We start from the raw sequence: 16,625 nt of genomic DNA on the forward strand, positions 1-16,625 counted from the left end.
CCGAGCCTACGTCAGCGTTGGTACACCACTGCCACCGCGAGACCCGCGAGGCCCTCCCCCCGGCCGGTGAGGCCGAGCCCGTCGGTGGTGGTGCCGGAGACGGTCACGGTGGCGCCCACGGCGGTCGACAGGAGCGCCTCGGCTTCGGCCCGGCGCGGTCCGATCTTCGGCCGTACGCCCACCACCTGGATCGAGACGTTGCCGATCTCGAAGCCGGCCGCGCGCACCCGCCGGGCGGTCTCGGCCAGCAGCGCCACCCCGGCGGCGCCGGCCCACTCCGGGCGGTCGGTGCCGTAGTTGGCGCCGAGGTCGCCGAGGCCGGCGGCGGACAGGAGCGCGTCGCACGCGGCGTGCGCGGCGACGTCGCCGTCCGAGTGTCCGGCCAGGCCGTCGACGCCGGGCCACTCCAGCCCGGCCACCCAGCACGGCCGCCCCGCCGCGAACGCGTGCACGTCGGTGCCGATACCGACCCGGGGAATGATCACGTGGCCTGGCCCAGGAGCAGCTCGGCGACCGCCAGGTCGAACGGGCGGGTGATCTTCAGCGCGTGCTCGTGGCCGGGGACGCAGGTCACCGGTACCCCCTGCTTTTCAACCAGGCCCGCGTCGTCGGTGAGGTACGCCGCGGCGGCGCCGGCGTGCGCGGCGGCGAGGATCGACCGGCGGAAGCCCTGCGGGGTCTGCACGGCGCGGAGTGCGGAGCGGTCGACCGTGCCGAGCACCACCCCATCGGCGCCGACCTCCTTGACGGTGTCGACGACCGGGAGCACGGGGATGACCGCGGCGCTGCCGGCCCGCACGGCTGCCGCCACGGACTCGACCAGCGACGCCGGGGCGAGGGCCCGGGCGGCGTCGTGCACGAGGATGATGTCGGGCCCTTCGGGCACCGCGGCGAGGGCCGCCGCCACGGACTGCTGCCGCTCGGCCCCGCCGGCCACGACGATCACCGGAGCCACGGGGGCGAGCAGTGCGCGCACGGCCTCGACGTCGGGCGGTGGCGCGGCCACCACGATCGCGCTCACGGACGGTGCGGCCGCCACGCGGCGCACGGCGTGCACGAGCAACGGCTCTCCACCGAGCCGGCGGAGAGCCTTGGGACCGCCGGCGCCCAGCCGCACTCCGGCCCCAGCCGCAGGAACGAGGACCGCGACGTCACCGCGCGGATCAAGCTGCGCGGTCACGTCGCGGTCCCCGTGGAGAGGTTGTGTAAACGGGTCAGCCGGAGGATCAGGCCTCGGTGAGCACCTTGTCGAGGAGGATCTCCGCCTCGTCCTTGGTGCTCTTTTCCGCCAGGGCGACCTCGCCGACGAGAATGTCGCGAGCCTTGGCCAGCATGCGCTTCTCGCCAGCCGACAGGCCCCGCTCACGCTCCCGCCGCCACAGGTCACGAACAACCTCGGCCACCTTGAGCGGGTTGCCAGAGGCCAGCTTCTCCAGATTCGCCTTGTAACGCCGCGACCAGTTGGTCGGCTCCTCGGTGTGCGGAGCACGGAGGACGTCGAAGACCTTGCCCAGGCCTTCCTCGCCCACTACCTCACGCACGCCAACGATCTCGGCATTCTCGGCGGGCACCCGCACCGTCAGGTCACCCTGAGCGACCCTGAGGACGAGGTACTGCTTTTCCTCGCCCTTGACGACCCGAGTCTCGATTGCCTCGATGAGTGCGGCCCCGTGGTGGGGGTAAACAACGGTCTCGCCGACACTGAAAACCATAGGTTCGAAACCCCTTTCGCTGTGTCTAGGGTAACACGCTCAGGCACCGATGTCCCGCCCCGGTCCTGACCGTTAGCGCAGCTCAGGGGCCCTGTGAGAGGCCTTTCTCCAGCTTGACAGGAGGATTCCATCGACCATCCGCCACGCAGAGTAATCCCTGAATCAGCACTCCGCGACACCGGCGGCGCCTCCGGGACCGGCCGTAAGGACCGCTCCCCCCTAGCGGTCCCACCCCTCGGTGAGAGACCCTAAAGGTTGACCCCGATCGACTTCGCGGCGCGCGGACTGGGGGACATCGGACCATGGGCAACGGCAATGGCGGCACCCCGCCAGAAGGCGGCGGACGCCCCGAAGGCGTGCCCGACCTGCCGCCCGAGTGGGGCACGGTGGTCATCCCCGACGACCTGAGCGAGCTCGCCGAGGAGTCGGCCGCCATCCGTAAGGACCTACGCCGGCGGGCCCGCCAGGACACGTGGCGCCGGCGGCTCGGCTGGCCGGTCCGCGGCGGCACGGGCCAGTCCTCCCTGCGCATCCCCTTGCTGATCATGGCGGTTGCCGTGCTCGCCACGCTCGCGAGCCTCTTCGCGGTGACCTGGCCGGGCCGGCAGCAGCCGTTGCCGCCGCCGGTCGCCCGCCAGTCCGGGAGCGCCCCGATGCCGAGCCGCACCATGCCGGCCCTCGACCTGATCGATGTCGACGGATCCCCCGTCTCGCTGCGTGGCCTGCTCCCCGCCGCGGTGATGCTCACCGACGGTTGTGACTGCACCCGCCTCGTCGCCGACACCGCGGCCGCCGCCAAGCCGGGCGTCACGGTCGTCATGGTCACGAAGTCCTCCGCGCCGCCGCCGCGCGCCAGCACGCCGCGTGGGCCGGGCACCGGGGCGGCGAGCGTGCGCATGCTGGCCGACCCGACCGGGGAGCTGCGCGGCAGCCTCCAGCTCGGCACCCAGGGCACCGGCCAGGTGGCCACCGTGCTGCTGGTGGCCCGCACCGGCGAGATCATCTCCACGGTGCCGGCCGCGCAGACCATCGAGCAGTTTCGCGGCGATCTCGCCCGGCTGTCCTGAGCCGCCTCACTCCACGGCGATGACCTGGATGCCCACCTCGGCCGGCTCCGTGCCGGGCCGGTACATCTCGACCAGCACCTCGCTCTGCGCGGCGACGAACTGGAACGTGCTGAGATTGCCCTCGCAGTCGACCTCGTAGGCCTTTACGCCCTCGGTCGTCCCGTTGATCCGCACCAGCAGGTCGCCCGGGCCCAGGCAGACGTACTGGAACCGGTACTCGCCGCCCTTTACCGCCTGGACGTTCACCGCGTACGCCGCGCCGGGCTCGACCCGGAGGATCTGGCGCTCGACGGTGTTGGGAAACTCGGGCAGGTAGCTGTCTGGATCGATGTCCACCCGCTCGGGCTCCAGGGGCGGGGCGGGCTCGGGTGCCACGACCTGCGGGGCGATCCCGGCCGGCTCGACCTGGGTCGGCGGCGCGGCGGCCACCCACCAGGCGGCTCCGGCGACGAACGCGAGGGTCGCACCGGCGACCAGCACAGCGAGACTCAGCCGCCCCTCCACGGTGGCACTGTAGCGGCTACGTGCGTTGCAGGAGGGCCGCGTAGAGCGTGAGTCCGGGACCGAAGGCGAGCATCACCACCCACGCCGGCGGGTCGGGCCGCTGCCGCATCGCCTCCAGGATCAGCAGCACGGTGGGCGAGGAGCAGTTGCCGTACGCGGAGAGGGTCGCCCGCGAGTCGCCCAGCGCGACGGCGGGTAGGGCCAGCTCGCGCTCCACCACGTTGAGGATGCGCGGACCGCCCGGGTGCACCGCCCAGCCGTCCACATCGGACACCGTGAGGCCGTGCCGGGCGAGCAGGGCGTCGACGAACCGGCGTACGTGCACGGACAGCACCTGCGGCACCCGCGGCGAGAGCCCCATCCGGAAGCCCAGGTCGGTGACGTCCCAGGTCATGTGGTCGACCGCCGAGGTGTCGGTGACCGAGGCGACCTCGCGGACCGCGTACCCGCTGGTGCCACCCGGAACGAGCACGGCGGCGGCCGCCGCGTCCGAGAAGAGCGCGTGGGCGACGATCTGCTGGGTGTCCACCCGGGCCGAGGCCGGCTGCAGGTGCAGGCTGGTCAGCTCGTTGCAGAGCAGCAGCGCCGGCCGGCCGCGGGCGGTCACGAAGTCGGCCGCCGCCCCGATCGTCGGCATCGCCGCGTAGCAGCCCATGTGCCCCACGAAGAGCCGCTGCGTGTCGTCCGCCATGCCCATGTCGCGGGCGAGCAGGATGTCCAGCCCCGGCGTGACGTATCCGGTGCAGGAGCAGACCGCGAAGAGCCCGATGTCGGCGGCGGCAACGCCCGCGTCGACGAGCGCCCGGTCGACCGCCTCCTTGCCGAGGGGCAGGGCCTCGATCAGGTACCGGTTCATGCGGCGCTCGGTCGGCCAGCCGGAGACGTCTTCGATCAGCGGGTTGGCGACGGCGTGGCGGGTACGCACCCCGGCGTTCGCGAAGATCCGCTCGGCGAGCGCCCGGGTGGTACCGGCGTAGTGGTTGGCGAAGAAGCCCCGCCACAGCTCGTCCTGGTGGGCCTGGGCGGGGGCGGCCGTGCCCAGCCCGGCGATCGTGGCGGCTACCATCGCGGGCTGGTCCCCTCGCGGTCCGGATCCCCGCCGATCGCGGCGACGCCCAGCCAGTCCGCGCAGACGTCGGACGTGGCCGGGTGCAGCGAGCCGCAGCGGGCATCCCGGTAGAGCCGTTCGAGCGGATGGCCGCGGCGGGTGGCCGAGGTGCCCGCCGCCTCCAGCATCGAGGCCGCGACATCGGCCGCGGTGGTACCGGCCAGGAGCTTCGCGCGCCACACCCAGCGGTTGGTCTCCTCGGCGCCGGGCTCCTCGTCGACCCGGCGGGCGGCCTCCGCCACCACGAGGCGGGCGGCCGCCACGGCAGCGTCGGCGCGACCGATCCGGGCGCGCACCGACGGGAGCTCGGAGACGCCCCGCTTGACCACGTGCTCGACCGCGGCGTCGAGGGCGGCCTGCGCGACACCGACGTACACGGCCGCGTAGCTCGCGATCAGCCAGTGCGGCATGAGCTGGGCGACGACCAGGGCCAGCCCTTCCACGCCGCCGAGCAGCGTGTCGTCCGATACGACGGCGTCGATGTGCAGGTCGTGCGAGGCGGTGGCGCGCATGCCGAGCGAGTCCCAGGTGGGCTCGACCTTCAGCCCGTCCGCCGTCGCCGGCACCAGGAACTGCGACACCACCGACTGGTCGGTGGCGCTACGGGCGGCGACCAGGTACGCGTCGGCGTGGCCGGCACCGGAGCAGAACGTCTTGGTGCCCTTGAGGTGGTAGCCCCCGTCGACCGGCTCGTACACCGTGGCGAGCCGGGACAGCCGGGAGCCGGCGCCGCGCTCGCTCATCGCCACGCCGTACCAGGAGCCGGCGGCCGCCTCGGCCAGCATGCGGTCGCGGGCGGCCAGGGCCTCGTCGGGTACGCCCAGCGACTCGGCCACCTCCTCGTTGACCGCGCTCAGGGCACCGGTCACCGAGGCGTGCATGTTGAAGACCAGGGCGGTCGCCCCGTTGCCCCGGGCCAGCTCGTATGCCACCGCCGCGTACTCGGCGAAGCCGGCCTCCCGGCCACCCAGCCGGGCCGGCACCATCAGCCCGAAGAGCCCCGCGGCCCGCAGGTCGGCGAAGTCGTCCACGGGTAACGTGCCGTCCCGATCGTGCTCCGCCGCCCGGGCCGCCAGCCGCGGCGCCAACCGCCGCGCAGCCGCTATCGCGTCACCCGCCATGACCTGCCCCTCTCCTGCCTGCTAGCCGCCGTCCTTGATGCCCCGGCCCTGGTAGAGGATCGCGGCCGACCAGGTCGGGACGATCCGGCCACGACCTCGACCGATCCCGGCCAACCAGGCGGCCAGTCCCGGCACGGTCGGGCGTACGCCGCGGACGGCGAGTGCCACCCCGTGCCGGGCACACTCCCGCTCTAATACCCGCGGATCGACGAAGAGTGCCGGGTCGTGCAGGCCGCGTGGCACGCCGCGGACGCGCTCGGCGAGCTTTACGGCGATCAGCCGGCTCAGCGCGGTGGAGTTGAGGGTGTCGAGCACGAGCAGACCACCGGGACGCAGCACGCGGCACGCCTCGGCGACGGCTCGGGACAGGTCGGGAACGTGTTCGAGGATCTCGCCCGCGACCACGACGTCGGCGCAGCCGCCGGCGAGCGGGAGGGCACCGGCGTCGGCGTGGACCGGCGTGATGCCGCCCGTGGCGGCCTGCTCGAGCGCGGAGCAGGTGAGATCCAGCCCGACGTGCCGGTAGCCCTTTCCATGCAGGTGCGGGGTGAGAAGCCCGCCACCGCAGCCCACGTCGACGAGGATCGCTCCCGGCCGGGACGCCGGTGGCACCAGCCGGGCGCGAGCGGCGGCCAGCCAGTGCAGGATCGCGAAGGCGCCATCGGGCCGCCACCATTCCCCGGCAAGATCGTCGTACTGCCGGGGATCGTTGCGCGGCAGGATGCGCATGGCATCGAGCGTGGCACGACTCCCCGGTAACGACCAGACTTCCCGGTATGCGTGCACTCCCCGGCCTCCTCCGCGCCAGCCACCCGGAGCCGGGAGCGGCGGTGACCGCGGTCGCGATCCTCCTCGCCATGGGCGTCGGCCACGACGCGGCCGGCGCCGCGCTGGTCGGCCTCACCGTGCTCGCCACCCAGCTCGCGGTGGGCTGGACCAACGACTGGCTCGACGCCGAGCGCGACCGGGCCGTCGAGCGGAGCGACAAGCCGCTCGCCACCGGCGCGGTGAGCCGGCGGGTCGTCGGCATCGCCGGGCTGGCCGCCGCCGTCGCCACCCCGCTGATCGGGCTCACGCTCGGCCTGCCCGCCGCGACCGCCATCACCGCCGCCCTGGTCAGCGCGCTGCTCTACAACTGGCCGCTCAAGTTCACCCCGGCCTCGGTGCTGCCGTACGCGTTCTCGTTCGCCGCGCTGCCCGCGTTCGTCATCCTGGCCCTGCCGGACTCGCCCCGGCCGCCGGCCTGGATCGTCGCGGCCGGCGGGCTGCTCGGCGCCGGCGCGCACTTCGCCAACGTGCTGCCGGACCTCGACGACGACGTCCGCACCGGAGTGCGCGGCCTGCCGCACCTGATCGGGGCGGCGTGGTCGCGGGCGGCCGCCGCCGGGCTGCTCTTCGCGGCGACGCTCACGCTCGTCTTCGGCCCGCCCGGACGCCCCAGCTGGTACGGCGTCGCGGCCATCGCCGCCGCCGTCGTGGTCCTACCCGCAGGGTGGTACGCGGGACGCCTGGCCTCATCCCGAGGTGCGCGACCGGTGGCGGTCTTCCGCGCCGTGCTGGTGGTGGCCCTGATCGACGTCCTCCTACTCGTCACCAGCGGCCGCGTGGTCTAGGGACGCCCGCGTCCGAGCCGGGCAGGACACAACTGGCGGGCCTGGCGCGAACGGGCGATCACGGGCAACTACGCTGGGCCCCGGTCAGACACGACAGGGAGGACCGACGTGAGGCGCTCGATGACGCTGCTTGCCGGCGCGGCCGTGGCGACCGCCCTGCTGGCCTCGGGGTGCAGCGCAGGACAGATCGCCGAGACCGCCCAAAAGGTGCCGGCCGTGCCGGGTGCCAACGGCGACATCAGCGCGCTCGGCGGGAGCCTCTCGGTCCGCAACGCGATGGTGGTCTACCACTCCGGGGGTTACGAGACGGGCGCCGACGCCCCGCTCGACCTGCACATCTTCAACGACACGGGCCAGCCGGTCACGGTGACCGTGACGAGCGCGGACGCCGAGTCGGTCACCCTGGCCACCGGCGCCAAGGGCACACCCTCGCCGACGCCGTCGCCCTCGGTCTCTCCCTCCGCCTCGCCGTCCGTGGAGCCGACGGGCACGCCCAGCGGGTCGGCGGAGGCCACCGGCACCCCGTCCGCGTCGGCCACGCCCACGGCGGAGCCGACCCCGACCGTCGAGCCGCCCGCGCCGCCGGCGACCGTGCGGATCCCGGCCGGTAGCTTCGCCGCGCTGACCGCGTCCGGCCAGCAGTTCGTCGAGCTGCTCGGGCTCAAGCAGGAGCTGAAGGCGGGCGAGACGGTGCAGTTGCTCTTCGACTTCGGCGGCGGCGCCACGCTGACCCTCGACGTACCGGTGGGCGTGCCGATGACTCCGGTGCCGCGGGGCTCGGCCGAGGCGGGCGAAGGCGAGCACTGAGCCGGGCTTTCGTCGTACCCCACGGTTAGCGTGCCGGCGTGACGACGTCGAGATCGATCCCGCGGAGCCCGGCCAAGACCCGCGCCGCGGCGCGTGAGCCCCGCCCGGCGTACGAGTGCGACGCCTGCGGGCACCAGCCGCCCAAGTGGGTCGGGCGCTGCCCCGAGTGTGGCGAGTGGGGTTCGATCGTCGAGTCGACGGTGACCGGTCCGATGGCGGCCGGACGCGTGGTGAGCTCGCGCGTGCCGGCCGAGCCGGCCCGGCCGATCGCGGAGATCAGCGCCACACCGGCCCGGGCCCGCCCCACCGGCGTGACGGAGCTCGACCGGGTGCTCGGCGGTGGCTTGGTGCCCGGCGCGGTCGTCCTGCTCGCCGGCGAGCCCGGCGTCGGCAAGTCGACGCTGCTGCTCGACGTCGCCCAGCAGTGGGCGGCCGGCGCGGGCAGCCCGTCGCTGGTGGTCAGCGGCGAGGAGTCGGTCAGCCAGGTGCGCCTGCGGGCGGAGCGGATGGGCGCGCTCCACGAGCGGCTCTACCTCGCCTCGGAGAGCGACCTCAGCGCGGTCCTCGGCCATCTCGACGCGGTCAAGCCCGGCCTGCTGGTGCTCGACTCCGTGCAGACCATCTCCATGCCCGGCACCGAGGGCGTGCCGGGCGGGGTCACCCAGGTGCGGGCGGTCACCGCCGCGCTGGTCGCGGTGGCCAAGGAGCGGGGCATCGCCACGATCCTGGTCGGGCACGTCACAAAGGACGGTCAGGTCGCCGGCCCCCGGGTCCTGGAGCACCTCGTCGACGTCGTGCTGCACTTCGAGGGCGACAAGCACTCGTCGCTGCGCCTCGTGCGCGGGGTGAAGAACAGGTTCGGCACCGCCGACGAGGTGGGCTGCTTCGAGATGCACGAGAGCGGCATCTCCAGCCTGCCCGACCCGTCCGGGCTCTTCCTGACCCGTTCCACCGAGCCGGTGCCGGGCACCTGCGTCACCGTGGCGATGGAGGGGCGGCGCGCGCTGGTCACCGAGGTGCAGGCGCTCATCGGGGCGGCGGTGCCCGGCTCGCCGCGGCGCACGGTGTCCGGGCTGGACGGTGCCCGCCTCGCCATGGTGCTCGCCGTCCTCCAGCGCCGCACCGACAGCCTCAAGCTCCACGACCGCGAGGTCTTCGCGGCCACGGTCGGCGGCATCCGGGTGGTCGAGCCCGCCGCCGACCTGGCCGTCGCGCTCGCCGTCGCCTCCGGCGGGCTCGACCTCGCGATCGCCCCGCACCTGGTCGCCATCGGTGAGGTGGGGCTCACCGGTGAGGTCCGCCGGGTGGGAGCGGTGCCCCGCCGGCTGGCCGAGGCGACCCGGCTGGGCTTCACGTTCGCGCTGGTGCCGGCGGGGTGCGGGCCCGACGCGACCGGCGTACGCGCCAAGGGCCTGCGCGTCGTGGAGGTGGCCAATGTGCGGGCGGCGTTGCAGTGGGCGGCACGCGCTTCAGCCGGATAACGTCACGCGTGAGGTTGTCGACGTCACGCTACGGATCTGCCGCCGAACCGCAACCGCACAGGTCGGATGACGGTCCGTAGACTGTGCCCGTGCCGATCGACCGCGATGCGAATAGAACCGCCGCCGCCAGCCTGGCCGGCCGCGCGGGCGTGGTCGGCTCGCCCGCGCGCACTGTCAGCGCTGGAGCGGCCGCCGCGCCAGGCCCGGCCGCCGGCCCCGCACCGGGAGGTGATCCCCTGCGCGCCAATCTGGCGTTGATGGCGCCAGGCACCGCCCTGCGCGACGGGCTGGAGCGGATCCTGCGAGGCCGCACCGGCGCGCTGATCGTCCTCGGCTACGACAAGGTGGTCGAGTCGCTCTGCACCGGCGGCTTCCCCCTCGACGTCGAGTTCTCCGCCACCCGCCTGCGCGAGCTGTGCAAGATGGACGGTGCGGTGGTGCTCTCCAGCGACGGCACCCGCATCGTGCGGGCCGCCGTCCACCTCATGCCCGATCCGTCCATCCCGTCGGAGGAGTCGGGCACCCGGCACCGTACGGCGGAGCGGGTCGCCAAGCAGACCGGCTTTCCGGTCATCTCGGTCAGCCAGTCCATGCGCATCATCGGGCTGTATGTCAACGGGCAGCGCCACGTCCTCGACGACTCGGCCGCGATCCTGTCCCGGGCCAACCAGGCGCTGCAGACGCTGGAGCGCTACAAGCTGCGCCTCGACGAGGTCTCCGGCACGCTCTCCGCGCTGGAGATCGAAGACCTGGTGACCGTGCGCGACGCCGTGGCCGTGGTGCAGCGGCTCGAGATGGTCCGCCGGATCGCCGACGAGATCGCCGGATACGTGGTGGAGCTCGGCACCGACGGCCGCCTGCTCGCCCTCCAGCTGGACGAGCTGATGGCCGGCGTCGACGCCGACCGCACGCTGGTCATCCGCGACTACCTGCCGGCCGGGCGCAAGGCCCGCACGCTGGACGAGGCGCTTGTCGAGCTCGACCTGCTCTCCGCCACCGAGATGATCGACCTGGTGGCGGTCGCCAAGGCGATCGGCTACCCGGGCGCCTCCGACTCGCTCGACGCGGCGGTCAGCCCGCGCGGGTTCCGGCTGCTGGCCAAGGTGCCGCGCCTGCCCGGCACGGTCGTCGACCGGCTGGTGGGCCACTTCGGGAGCCTGCAGCGGCTGCTCGGCGCCACGGTCGAAGACCTGCAGGCCGTCGACGGCGTGGGCGACGCGCGGGCCCGCGGAGTGCGCGAGGGCCTCTCCCGCCTGGCCGAGGCATCCATCCTGGAGCGCTACGTCTAGCCGACCGTCATGCCGCCCCGTGCCCGGCCCGACCGGTGCTTTCCCACCGCGGAGGGTGAGGCCGCGGGAGCAACGGTCTGGACCACGACGGACAGAGATGATGTTTGTGAGCACCTCCCGCCGGGGTCTGACCCAACGACGGACTGACTTCGGGTCTTGGCGAAGATTTGTCGGCTCCGGTCGGGAGGTGCTCGTGCACTGGCTGGACGTGGCGTTGTGACCTAATAGGAGCCTGGCCAGAGGCCCCATCTCTGTCTTGTCCGCGTTGCCCGGCTGGTGCGTGCCGCCTTGCCCACCGTGACGAACGACAGGACGACGATGCCCTCTATTACACCTGACGAAGCCGCGATCGAGGTCGTGGGTGGGATCGACACCCACCAGGACACGCACACCGCGGCGGTGATCGACCTGGTCGGGCGGGTGCTCGGCACCGAGCAGTTCCCCGCCACGACGGCCGGCTACACGGCCCTGCTGGCCTGGATGCGCCGGCACGGCCAGCTGCTCCGGGTCGGTGTCGAGGGCACCGGCGCCTACGGTGCGGGACTGGCCCGCCTGTTACACCAGCAGCACGTCGAGGTGATCGAGGTCGACCGCCCGGACCGCAAGACCCGCCGCTTGGCAGGCAAGTCCGACCCAATCGACGCCATCGCGGCGGCCAAGACCGCGTTGGCCGGCGAACGCACCGGCACACCCAAGCAACGCGACGGCCGCGTCGAGGCCCTGCGCAACCTGCGGGTGGCCCGGCGCAGCGCGGTCGAGCAACGCGCCGACACCCAACGCCAGATCAAAACCCTGATCGTCACCGCCCCCGACGACCTACGCGCCCGGCTACGCGGCCTGGCCGTCAAAAAGTTGATCACCACCTGCGCGAACCTGCGTCCCGACCGGGCCGACGCCGCCAGCCCGGCCACCGCCGCCAAGCTCGCCCTACGCACGCTGGCCCGCCGCCACCAACAACTGTCGGTCGAGATCACCGACCTGGACGAACTGCTCGACCCCCTCGTCGCCGCCATCAACCCCGCCCTGGTCGCCGTCCACGGCGTCGGCGCCGACACCGCAGGCCAACTACTGGTCACCGCCGGCGAAAACCACGACCGGCTCGCCTCCGAAACCGCGTTCGCCATGCTCTGCGGCGCCGCCCCACTACCCGCCTCATCCGGCAAAACCACCCGCCACCGGCTCAACCGCGGCGGCGACCGACAGGCCAACGCCGCCCTCTACCGCGTCGTACTCAGCCGGCTGCGCTGGGACCCCAACACCCGCGCCTACATGGAACGACGCACCAAAAACGGCCTATCCAAGAAAGAGATCATCCGCTGCCTCAAACGGTACGTCGCCCGCGAACTCTACCAAATCATCACAACAAACGATCTTGACCTCGCCGCTTGACATCCATAGGAGCATCATCGCGGTAGCTCGAATCTTTTAGGTGAGGGTGAGCTTTACCGGAGTGCTGAGGTCGGTGCCGAGGCGGCCGAAGACCTGGTATTCGCCGGGGCTGGGGGCGCTGCCGGTGGCCGCGCCGTTTTGGCAGCCGGTGCTCTGCCGGCCGTTCCAGGTGACCTGAAACTCCATTTCGAGGTTGCGCGGGAACGGCTTTACATCCGAGCCGCGGTAGGTGCTGCAACGGTCGGAGGACCAGATGACCTGCGCGCCCTTTTTGATGTAGATCTCCTGCTCGTCCGGACCGACGTCGCGGCTGCACTCGCGGCCGGACTCGTTCTTGATGCGCAGCTTGATGACGATGGTCTGGCCGGCGGGCGCGTTGGTCAGGCTCGGCACCGGCGTGACCTTGATCTCGGCGTCGGTGCAGCCGTCGGCGGGCGGCGCGACGGGAGCGCCGGTCGTGGCCGCGGGTGGCGCTATCGGGGCGCCGGTGGCGGGATCGTCGGACGGGGGCGGGGGAGGCGACTGCTCGGCGTCCGGCGTGGCTGGGTCGCCGCCGGTGTCGACCGTCGGGGTGCTGGTGGCGCCGGTCTTGCTCGCCCCGGATCCGTCACCGCCGCGACAGGTCGTGAAGAGCACCAAGAGGACGATGAAAAGGGCACCGAGCACAATGGCGCGACGCCGCCAATAGACGGCGGAAGGAAGAGGACCAACCGTCAGTCTCATGATGCCCTCACGGTATAGGGGTGGACCGCCAGGATCTCGCCGACGCGCCGCCCTGACGCCGCTTCAAAAGGTTTGGCCTAGAGGTAGACCTTGCGCTGGTGTATCGCGTGGGCGCCGGCGACCCGGTCGAGGAAAAGGAGGCCGGCGCAATGGTCGATCTCGTGCTGGAGTGCTCGGGCTTCGAACGCGTCGGTGGTGAGCCGTACCGGCGCACCCGTGCCGGGCAGGGCCGCCTCCACCACGACCCGGGCGGCGCGCTTCACGTCGCCGGTGAGGTCGGGCACCGACATGCAGCCTTCGCGGCCGGGGCGCCAGCGGCTCGCCTCGACCACCTTTGCATTGCAGAGGGCGAACGCGCCGTGCACCGTGGCCGCCTTGGGATGGCCGCTCACATCCACGACGAAGACCTGGGCGGACACCCCGACCTGCGGCGCGGCCAGGCCCACGCAGCCGGGCGAGACGCGCATCGTGGCCAGCAGGTCGGCGGCGAGCCGGGCGACCTTCGGGTCGCTGGGGTCGACCTCGGGACCGGGCTGGCTCAGCACGCCGTGAGGTGCGGTGACCACCGGCAGCACCTCCCCCGGATCGCCGAGCGCCTCCGGGGTCCAGCCGGCGAACGGGTCACTCACAGTACGTCCGTTTCGGTGGGGCGGAGTGTGACCTCGACCTCCAGCCCACCGGCGACCTCGGCGAGCCGCTTGCCGACCGCCTCGGCGGTACCGGGCGGCAGGTCCACCTCGGCGACCAGCACGTAGAGCGGGCCGGTCAGCCGGGTGGTGAGGTCGGTGATGTTGCCGCCGGCCTCGGCGAGCACCCGGGTCACCGCGGCCACGATGCCGAGGCGGTCGGCGCCGTGGACGCTCATCAGGTACGGCTCGCCGGCCACGGCCGCTTCGACCTCGGGGCCCACCTCCCGTACCGTCGCGAGCAGCCGGCCGTCGGCGGCGAGCGGACCCAGCGCGGCCTCGACCTCGGCGGCGCTCGGGCCACCGCAGACGAGCGTCCAGGTGAAGTGGCCGCGCAAGCGGGTCATCGTGGAGTCGGTCAGGTTGGCACCGAGCCGGGCGAGGGCCTCGGAGACGTCGGCGACGATACCCGGCCGGTCGTGGCCGATCACGGTGATCGCGAGCTCGCTGCGTGCTTTCACGAGTGGAGTCTGCCCGACGCGCCCGGGCGTGGCAGGATCGACCCGCTGTGTGTCGCTGGCGGCCGTGTGTCCGCCCGCCGTGTCGCCAGCGCTGGTCCGCGGCCGTGTCGCTGGCACGCTGGTGGCTGTGTCTTGCTGGCACGCTGGTGGCGGCCATGTCCGCCGGCGCTGCCGGCCATGTGCCGTCGGCTGGCGGCCGTGTCCGTCGGCTGGCGGCCGTGTGTCGCCGCTGGCTGGCGGCCGTGTCCGTCGGCTGGCGGCCGTGTCGCCGCCGGTGTCCGAGGAGGGGAATGTCTGGGACCGACCTGGCCGACGCGGCCATCGAGTGGTTCGACGCCAACGCCCGCGACCTGCCCTGGCGAGCCCCGGGCACGAGCGCGTGGGCGGTACTGGTCAGCGAGATCATGCTCCAGCAGACGCCGGTCGCCCGGGTACTGCCGGCGTACCACGCGTGGCTGACCCGCTGGCCAAAGCCGGCTGACCTCGCGGTGGACACGCCCGCCGAGGCGATCCGGATGTGGGGACGGCTCGGCTACCCGCGCCGCGCGATGCGGTTGCACGAGTGCGCGGTGGCGATCGTGGCCCGGCACGGTGGCGAAGTGCCCGCCGACCTCGACGCGCTGCTGGCACTGCCCGGCGTCGGCGCGTACACGGCGCGGGCGGTGGCGGCCTTCGCGTACGGGCAGCGGCAGCCGGTGGTGGACACCAACGTGCGGCGATTCGTGGCCCGGGCCAGCCGCGGCAAGGCGGACGCCGGCCCCACGACCACACCCGCCGATCTGGCCGACGCCGAGGCGCTGCTCCCGGTCGAGCCGGCCCGGGCGGCGCGGGCGAGCGCGGCGTTCATGGAGCTTGGCGCGGTTGTGTGCACGGCACGGGCACCGCGCTGCACCGACTGCCCGGTCGTGGCGATCTGCGGCTGGCGGGCGGAGGGCCGGCCAACGCCCACCGGGCCGACCCGCCGCCCACAGCAATACGCGGGTACGGACCGCCAGGTTCGCGGTCTTTTGCTCGCCGTACTGCGGGAGGCCCGCGGTCCCGTGCCAGGCGGGCAGCTCGACCTGGTCTGGGCCGACGCCGTGCAGCGTGACCGCGCCTTGCGCAGCCTCCTGGACGACGGCCTCGTGTCACCCGCGGGCGAGGGGCTGTTTGCGCTGGCCGGCGAGGCGCCCCTGCCTGGCGGGCACCGCTGACCATGCAAGGCGTCACCTCCGCTGGCGGGCCAGCGGAGGTTTGGCTAGCGCGACCACCGACCTCGCGGGGCAGCGACATTCTGTCGGCTTCGCCGGCTGCCGCGCGCTTTCGCCGGGGCCGGCTGACCAGCCGCCCGTCACCACGCTGAGCACTGCCCGCCAACCACGCGTGGAGCACTACCGGCCACCACGCGTGGAGCACTGCCAGCCGCCACGCCGGGCGCTGCCGGCCCAACGCTGGGCGCGCTGCCAGCCGCCACGCTGGACGTGCTGCCGGCCACCGCGCCGGGCGCGCTGCGAGACACCACCCGCAGCGTCGCTCGCGGGCCATGACGAAAGGGCGGCCCCTCTCGGGACCGCCCTTCGTCTGTCGCTGCCGTGCCTACTCGGCGGCCTCAGCGGCGCTGCCGAGGTCGGCCGGCACCGCGTCGGGCACCGCGACCGGCTTGTCGGCGCCGCGGAATACGAGCTTGGACTTGTCGATGTCGGCGGGGTCGCCTTCGCAGTCGACCACGACGATCTGACCCGGCTTGAGCTCGTTGAACAGGATCCGCTCGGACAGGTTGTCCTCGATATCCCGCTGGATCGTACGACGCAACGGCCGCGCACCCAACACCGGATCGAACCCCTTCACCGCCAGATACCGCTTGGCACTGTCGGTCAACTCCATCGACATGTCCTTGTTCCGCAACTGCGTCTCGATCCGAGCGATCATGATATCCACGATCTCCAAGATCTCCGCCTGCTGCAACTGATGGAACACGATCGTGTCATCGATCCGGTTCAAGAACTCCGGCCGGAAATGCTGCTTCAACTCATCGTTGACCTTCTGCTTCATCCGCTCGTAGTTCGACTCCGAGTCCTCCGACGCCTGGAACCCCAAACTGACCGCCTTGGCTACATCCCGAGTACCCAAGTTCGTCGTCAAGATGATCACCGTGTTCTTGAAGTCGACGATCCGCCCCTGACCATCCGTCAACCGCCCATCCTCCAAGATCTGAAGCAGGGTGTTGAACACATCCGGGTGCGCCTTCTCGATCTCGTCGAACAACACCACCGAGAACGGCCGCCGCCGCACCTTCTCGGTCAACTGACCACCCTCGTCATAGCCGACATACCCGGGCGGGGCACCAACCAGACGCGACACCGTGTACCGATCGTGGAACTCCGACATGTCCAACTGGATCAACGCATCCTCGCTGCCGAACAAGAACTCCGCCAGAGCCTTGGACAACTCGGTCTTACCCACCCCCGACGGACCAGCGAAGATGAACGAACCCGACGGCCGCTTCGGATCCTTCAACCCAGCCCGTGTACGCCGGATCGCCTTCGACACCGCCTTGACCGCATCCTCCTGGCCGACGACCCGCTTGTGCAGCTCGTCCTCCATCCGCAACAGCCGGGACGTCTCCTCCTCGGTCAACTTGTACACCGGGATACCCGTCCAGTTCGCCAGCACCTCGGCGATCTG

18 protein-coding genes are annotated in these 16,625 nt (G+C 72.5%); 7 read left to right on the top strand and 11 right to left on the bottom strand.

The genetic code is table 11. The features are described from left to right. Window positions 1-11 precede the first annotated feature (11 nt). The 3 genes from ispF to RB614_RS39885 are packed head-to-tail and all read right to left on the bottom strand — an operon-like array spanning window position 12 to window position 1,712. The gene (ispF, locus tag RB614_RS39875; RefSeq protein WP_308717917.1) at window positions 12-485 is read right to left on the bottom strand and encodes a 2-C-methyl-D-erythritol 2,4-cyclodiphosphate synthase; all 474 of its coding nucleotides are present in this window, start codon (window positions 483-485) and stop codon (window positions 12-14) included. Then, window positions 482-1,180 (bottom strand): 2-C-methyl-D-erythritol 4-phosphate cytidylyltransferase, encoded by a 699-nt coding sequence (gene ispD / locus RB614_RS39880; protein WP_308717918.1) that lies wholly within the window; start codon window positions 1,178-1,180, stop codon window positions 482-484. The genes ispF and ispD overlap by 4 nt, the downstream gene beginning before the upstream one ends. A gap of 46 nt (window positions 1,181-1,226) precedes the next feature. Beyond that, window positions 1,227-1,712: a CarD family transcriptional regulator gene (locus tag RB614_RS39885; RefSeq protein WP_091551228.1), complete on the bottom strand. Its 486-nt coding sequence runs from the start codon at window positions 1,710-1,712 to the stop codon at window positions 1,227-1,229. 302 nt (window positions 1,713-2,014) lie between these two features. Between RB614_RS39885 and RB614_RS39890 the strand changes: the two genes are divergently transcribed. Beyond that, window positions 2,015-2,779 (top strand): hypothetical protein, encoded by a 765-nt coding sequence (locus RB614_RS39890; RefSeq protein ID WP_308717919.1) that lies wholly within the window; start codon window positions 2,015-2,017, stop codon window positions 2,777-2,779. Window positions 2,780-2,785: 6 nt separating this feature from the next. On the opposite strand, the gene RB614_RS39895 is transcribed toward RB614_RS39890, so the two are convergent. The 4 genes from RB614_RS39895 to RB614_RS39910 are packed head-to-tail and all read right to left on the bottom strand — an operon-like array spanning window position 2,786 to window position 6,241. Further along, the gene (locus RB614_RS39895; protein WP_308717920.1) at window positions 2,786-3,283 is read right to left on the bottom strand and encodes a DUF6023 family protein; all 498 of its coding nucleotides are present in this window, start codon (window positions 3,281-3,283) and stop codon (window positions 2,786-2,788) included. A gap of 16 nt (window positions 3,284-3,299) precedes the next feature. Further along, complete coding sequence (locus RB614_RS39900; RefSeq protein WP_308717921.1) at window positions 3,300-4,349, bottom strand: type III polyketide synthase; 1,050 nt, start codon at window positions 4,347-4,349, stop codon at window positions 3,300-3,302. Beyond that, a complete protein-coding gene (locus RB614_RS39905) occupies window positions 4,343-5,512 on the bottom strand; it encodes an acyl-CoA dehydrogenase family protein (protein WP_308717922.1) in 1,170 nt (389 codons plus the stop codon). Before RB614_RS39905 ends, RB614_RS39900 begins: the two co-directional genes overlap by 7 nt. Window positions 5,513-5,533: 21 nt before the next feature. Beyond that, window positions 5,534-6,241: a methyltransferase domain-containing protein gene (locus tag RB614_RS39910; protein ID WP_308717923.1), complete on the bottom strand. Its 708-nt coding sequence runs from the start codon at window positions 6,239-6,241 to the stop codon at window positions 5,534-5,536. A 47-nt stretch (window positions 6,242-6,288) separates the two neighbouring features. Between RB614_RS39910 and RB614_RS39915 the strand changes: the two genes are divergently transcribed. The 5 genes from RB614_RS39915 to RB614_RS39935 all read left to right on the top strand — a co-directional run bounded on the left by RB614_RS39915 (window position 6,289) and on the right by RB614_RS39935 (window position 12,091). Continuing rightward, complete coding sequence (locus RB614_RS39915) at window positions 6,289-7,125, top strand: UbiA family prenyltransferase (protein ID WP_308717924.1); 837 nt, start codon at window positions 6,289-6,291, stop codon at window positions 7,123-7,125. A 108-nt stretch (window positions 7,126-7,233) separates the two neighbouring features. Next, window positions 7,234-7,932: a copper chaperone PCu(A)C gene (locus tag RB614_RS39920; protein ID WP_308717925.1), complete on the top strand. Its 699-nt coding sequence runs from the start codon at window positions 7,234-7,236 to the stop codon at window positions 7,930-7,932. 38 nt (window positions 7,933-7,970) lie between these two features. Continuing rightward, window positions 7,971-9,413, top strand: a complete 1,443-nt coding sequence (gene radA / locus RB614_RS39925) for a DNA repair protein RadA (RefSeq protein WP_308717926.1) — start codon at window positions 7,971-7,973, stop codon at window positions 9,411-9,413. A gap of 89 nt (window positions 9,414-9,502) precedes the next feature. After that, complete coding sequence (disA, locus tag RB614_RS39930) at window positions 9,503-10,702, top strand: DNA integrity scanning diadenylate cyclase DisA (protein WP_308717927.1); 1,200 nt, start codon at window positions 9,503-9,505, stop codon at window positions 10,700-10,702. Between the two features lie 318 nt (window positions 10,703-11,020). Beyond that, complete coding sequence (locus RB614_RS39935; protein WP_308717935.1) at window positions 11,021-12,091, top strand: IS110 family RNA-guided transposase; 1,071 nt, start codon at window positions 11,021-11,023, stop codon at window positions 12,089-12,091. Between the two features lie 36 nt (window positions 12,092-12,127). Here the strand turns inward: RB614_RS39935 and RB614_RS39940 are convergent, their stop codons facing one another. The 3 genes from RB614_RS39940 to RB614_RS39950 all read right to left on the bottom strand — a co-directional run bounded on the left by RB614_RS39940 (window position 12,128) and on the right by RB614_RS39950 (window position 13,961). Continuing rightward, window positions 12,128-12,727, bottom strand: a complete 600-nt coding sequence (locus RB614_RS39940; protein ID WP_308717928.1) for a hypothetical protein — start codon at window positions 12,725-12,727, stop codon at window positions 12,128-12,130. 164 nt (window positions 12,728-12,891) lie between these two features. Then, a complete protein-coding gene (locus RB614_RS39945; protein WP_308717929.1) occupies window positions 12,892-13,443 on the bottom strand; it encodes a peptide deformylase in 552 nt (183 codons plus the stop codon). Continuing rightward, window positions 13,440-13,961, bottom strand: a complete 522-nt coding sequence (locus RB614_RS39950; protein ID WP_308717930.1) for a glycine cleavage system transcriptional repressor — start codon at window positions 13,959-13,961, stop codon at window positions 13,440-13,442. The genes RB614_RS39945 and RB614_RS39950 overlap by 4 nt, the downstream gene beginning before the upstream one ends. A gap of 290 nt (window positions 13,962-14,251) precedes the next feature. On the opposite strand from RB614_RS39950, the gene RB614_RS39955 reads away from it, so the two are divergent. Then, a complete protein-coding gene (locus RB614_RS39955; protein WP_308717931.1) occupies window positions 14,252-15,154 on the top strand; it encodes an HhH-GPD family protein in 903 nt (300 codons plus the stop codon). Between the two features lie 382 nt (window positions 15,155-15,536). On the opposite strand, the gene RB614_RS39960 is transcribed toward RB614_RS39955, so the two are convergent. Continuing rightward, on the bottom strand, window positions 15,537-16,625 hold a 1,089-nt coding region (locus RB614_RS39960; protein ID WP_308717932.1), incomplete at its 5' end, for an AAA family ATPase.

This window comes from Phytohabitans maris, from assembly GCF_031085175.1.
GTDB lineage: Bacteria > Actinomycetota > Actinomycetes > Mycobacteriales > Micromonosporaceae > Phytohabitans > Phytohabitans maris.

Coding starts and splice junctions, on each gene's coding strand:
- RB614_RS39885 (WP_091551228.1), bottom strand. CDS start 1,712: ATGGTTTTCAGTGTCGGCGAGACCGTTGTTTACCCCCACCACGGGGCC.
- RB614_RS39915 (WP_308717924.1), top strand. CDS start 6,289: ATGCGTGCACTCCCCGGCCTCCTCCGCGCCAGCCACCCGGAGCCGGGA.
- RB614_RS39910 (WP_308717923.1), bottom strand. CDS start 6,241: ATGCGCATCCTGCCGCGCAACGATCCCCGGCAGTACGACGATCTTGCC.
- RB614_RS39900 (WP_308717921.1), bottom strand. CDS start 4,349: ATGGTAGCCGCCACGATCGCCGGGCTGGGCACGGCCGCCCCCGCCCAG.
- RB614_RS39890 (WP_308717919.1), top strand. CDS start 2,015: ATGGGCAACGGCAATGGCGGCACCCCGCCAGAAGGCGGCGGACGCCCC.
- RB614_RS39935 (WP_308717935.1), top strand. CDS start 11,021: ATGCCCTCTATTACACCTGACGAAGCCGCGATCGAGGTCGTGGGTGGG.
- RB614_RS39905 (WP_308717922.1), bottom strand. CDS start 5,512: ATGGCGGGTGACGCGATAGCGGCTGCGCGGCGGTTGGCGCCGCGGCTG.
- RB614_RS39955 (WP_308717931.1), top strand. CDS start 14,252: ATGTCTGGGACCGACCTGGCCGACGCGGCCATCGAGTGGTTCGACGCC.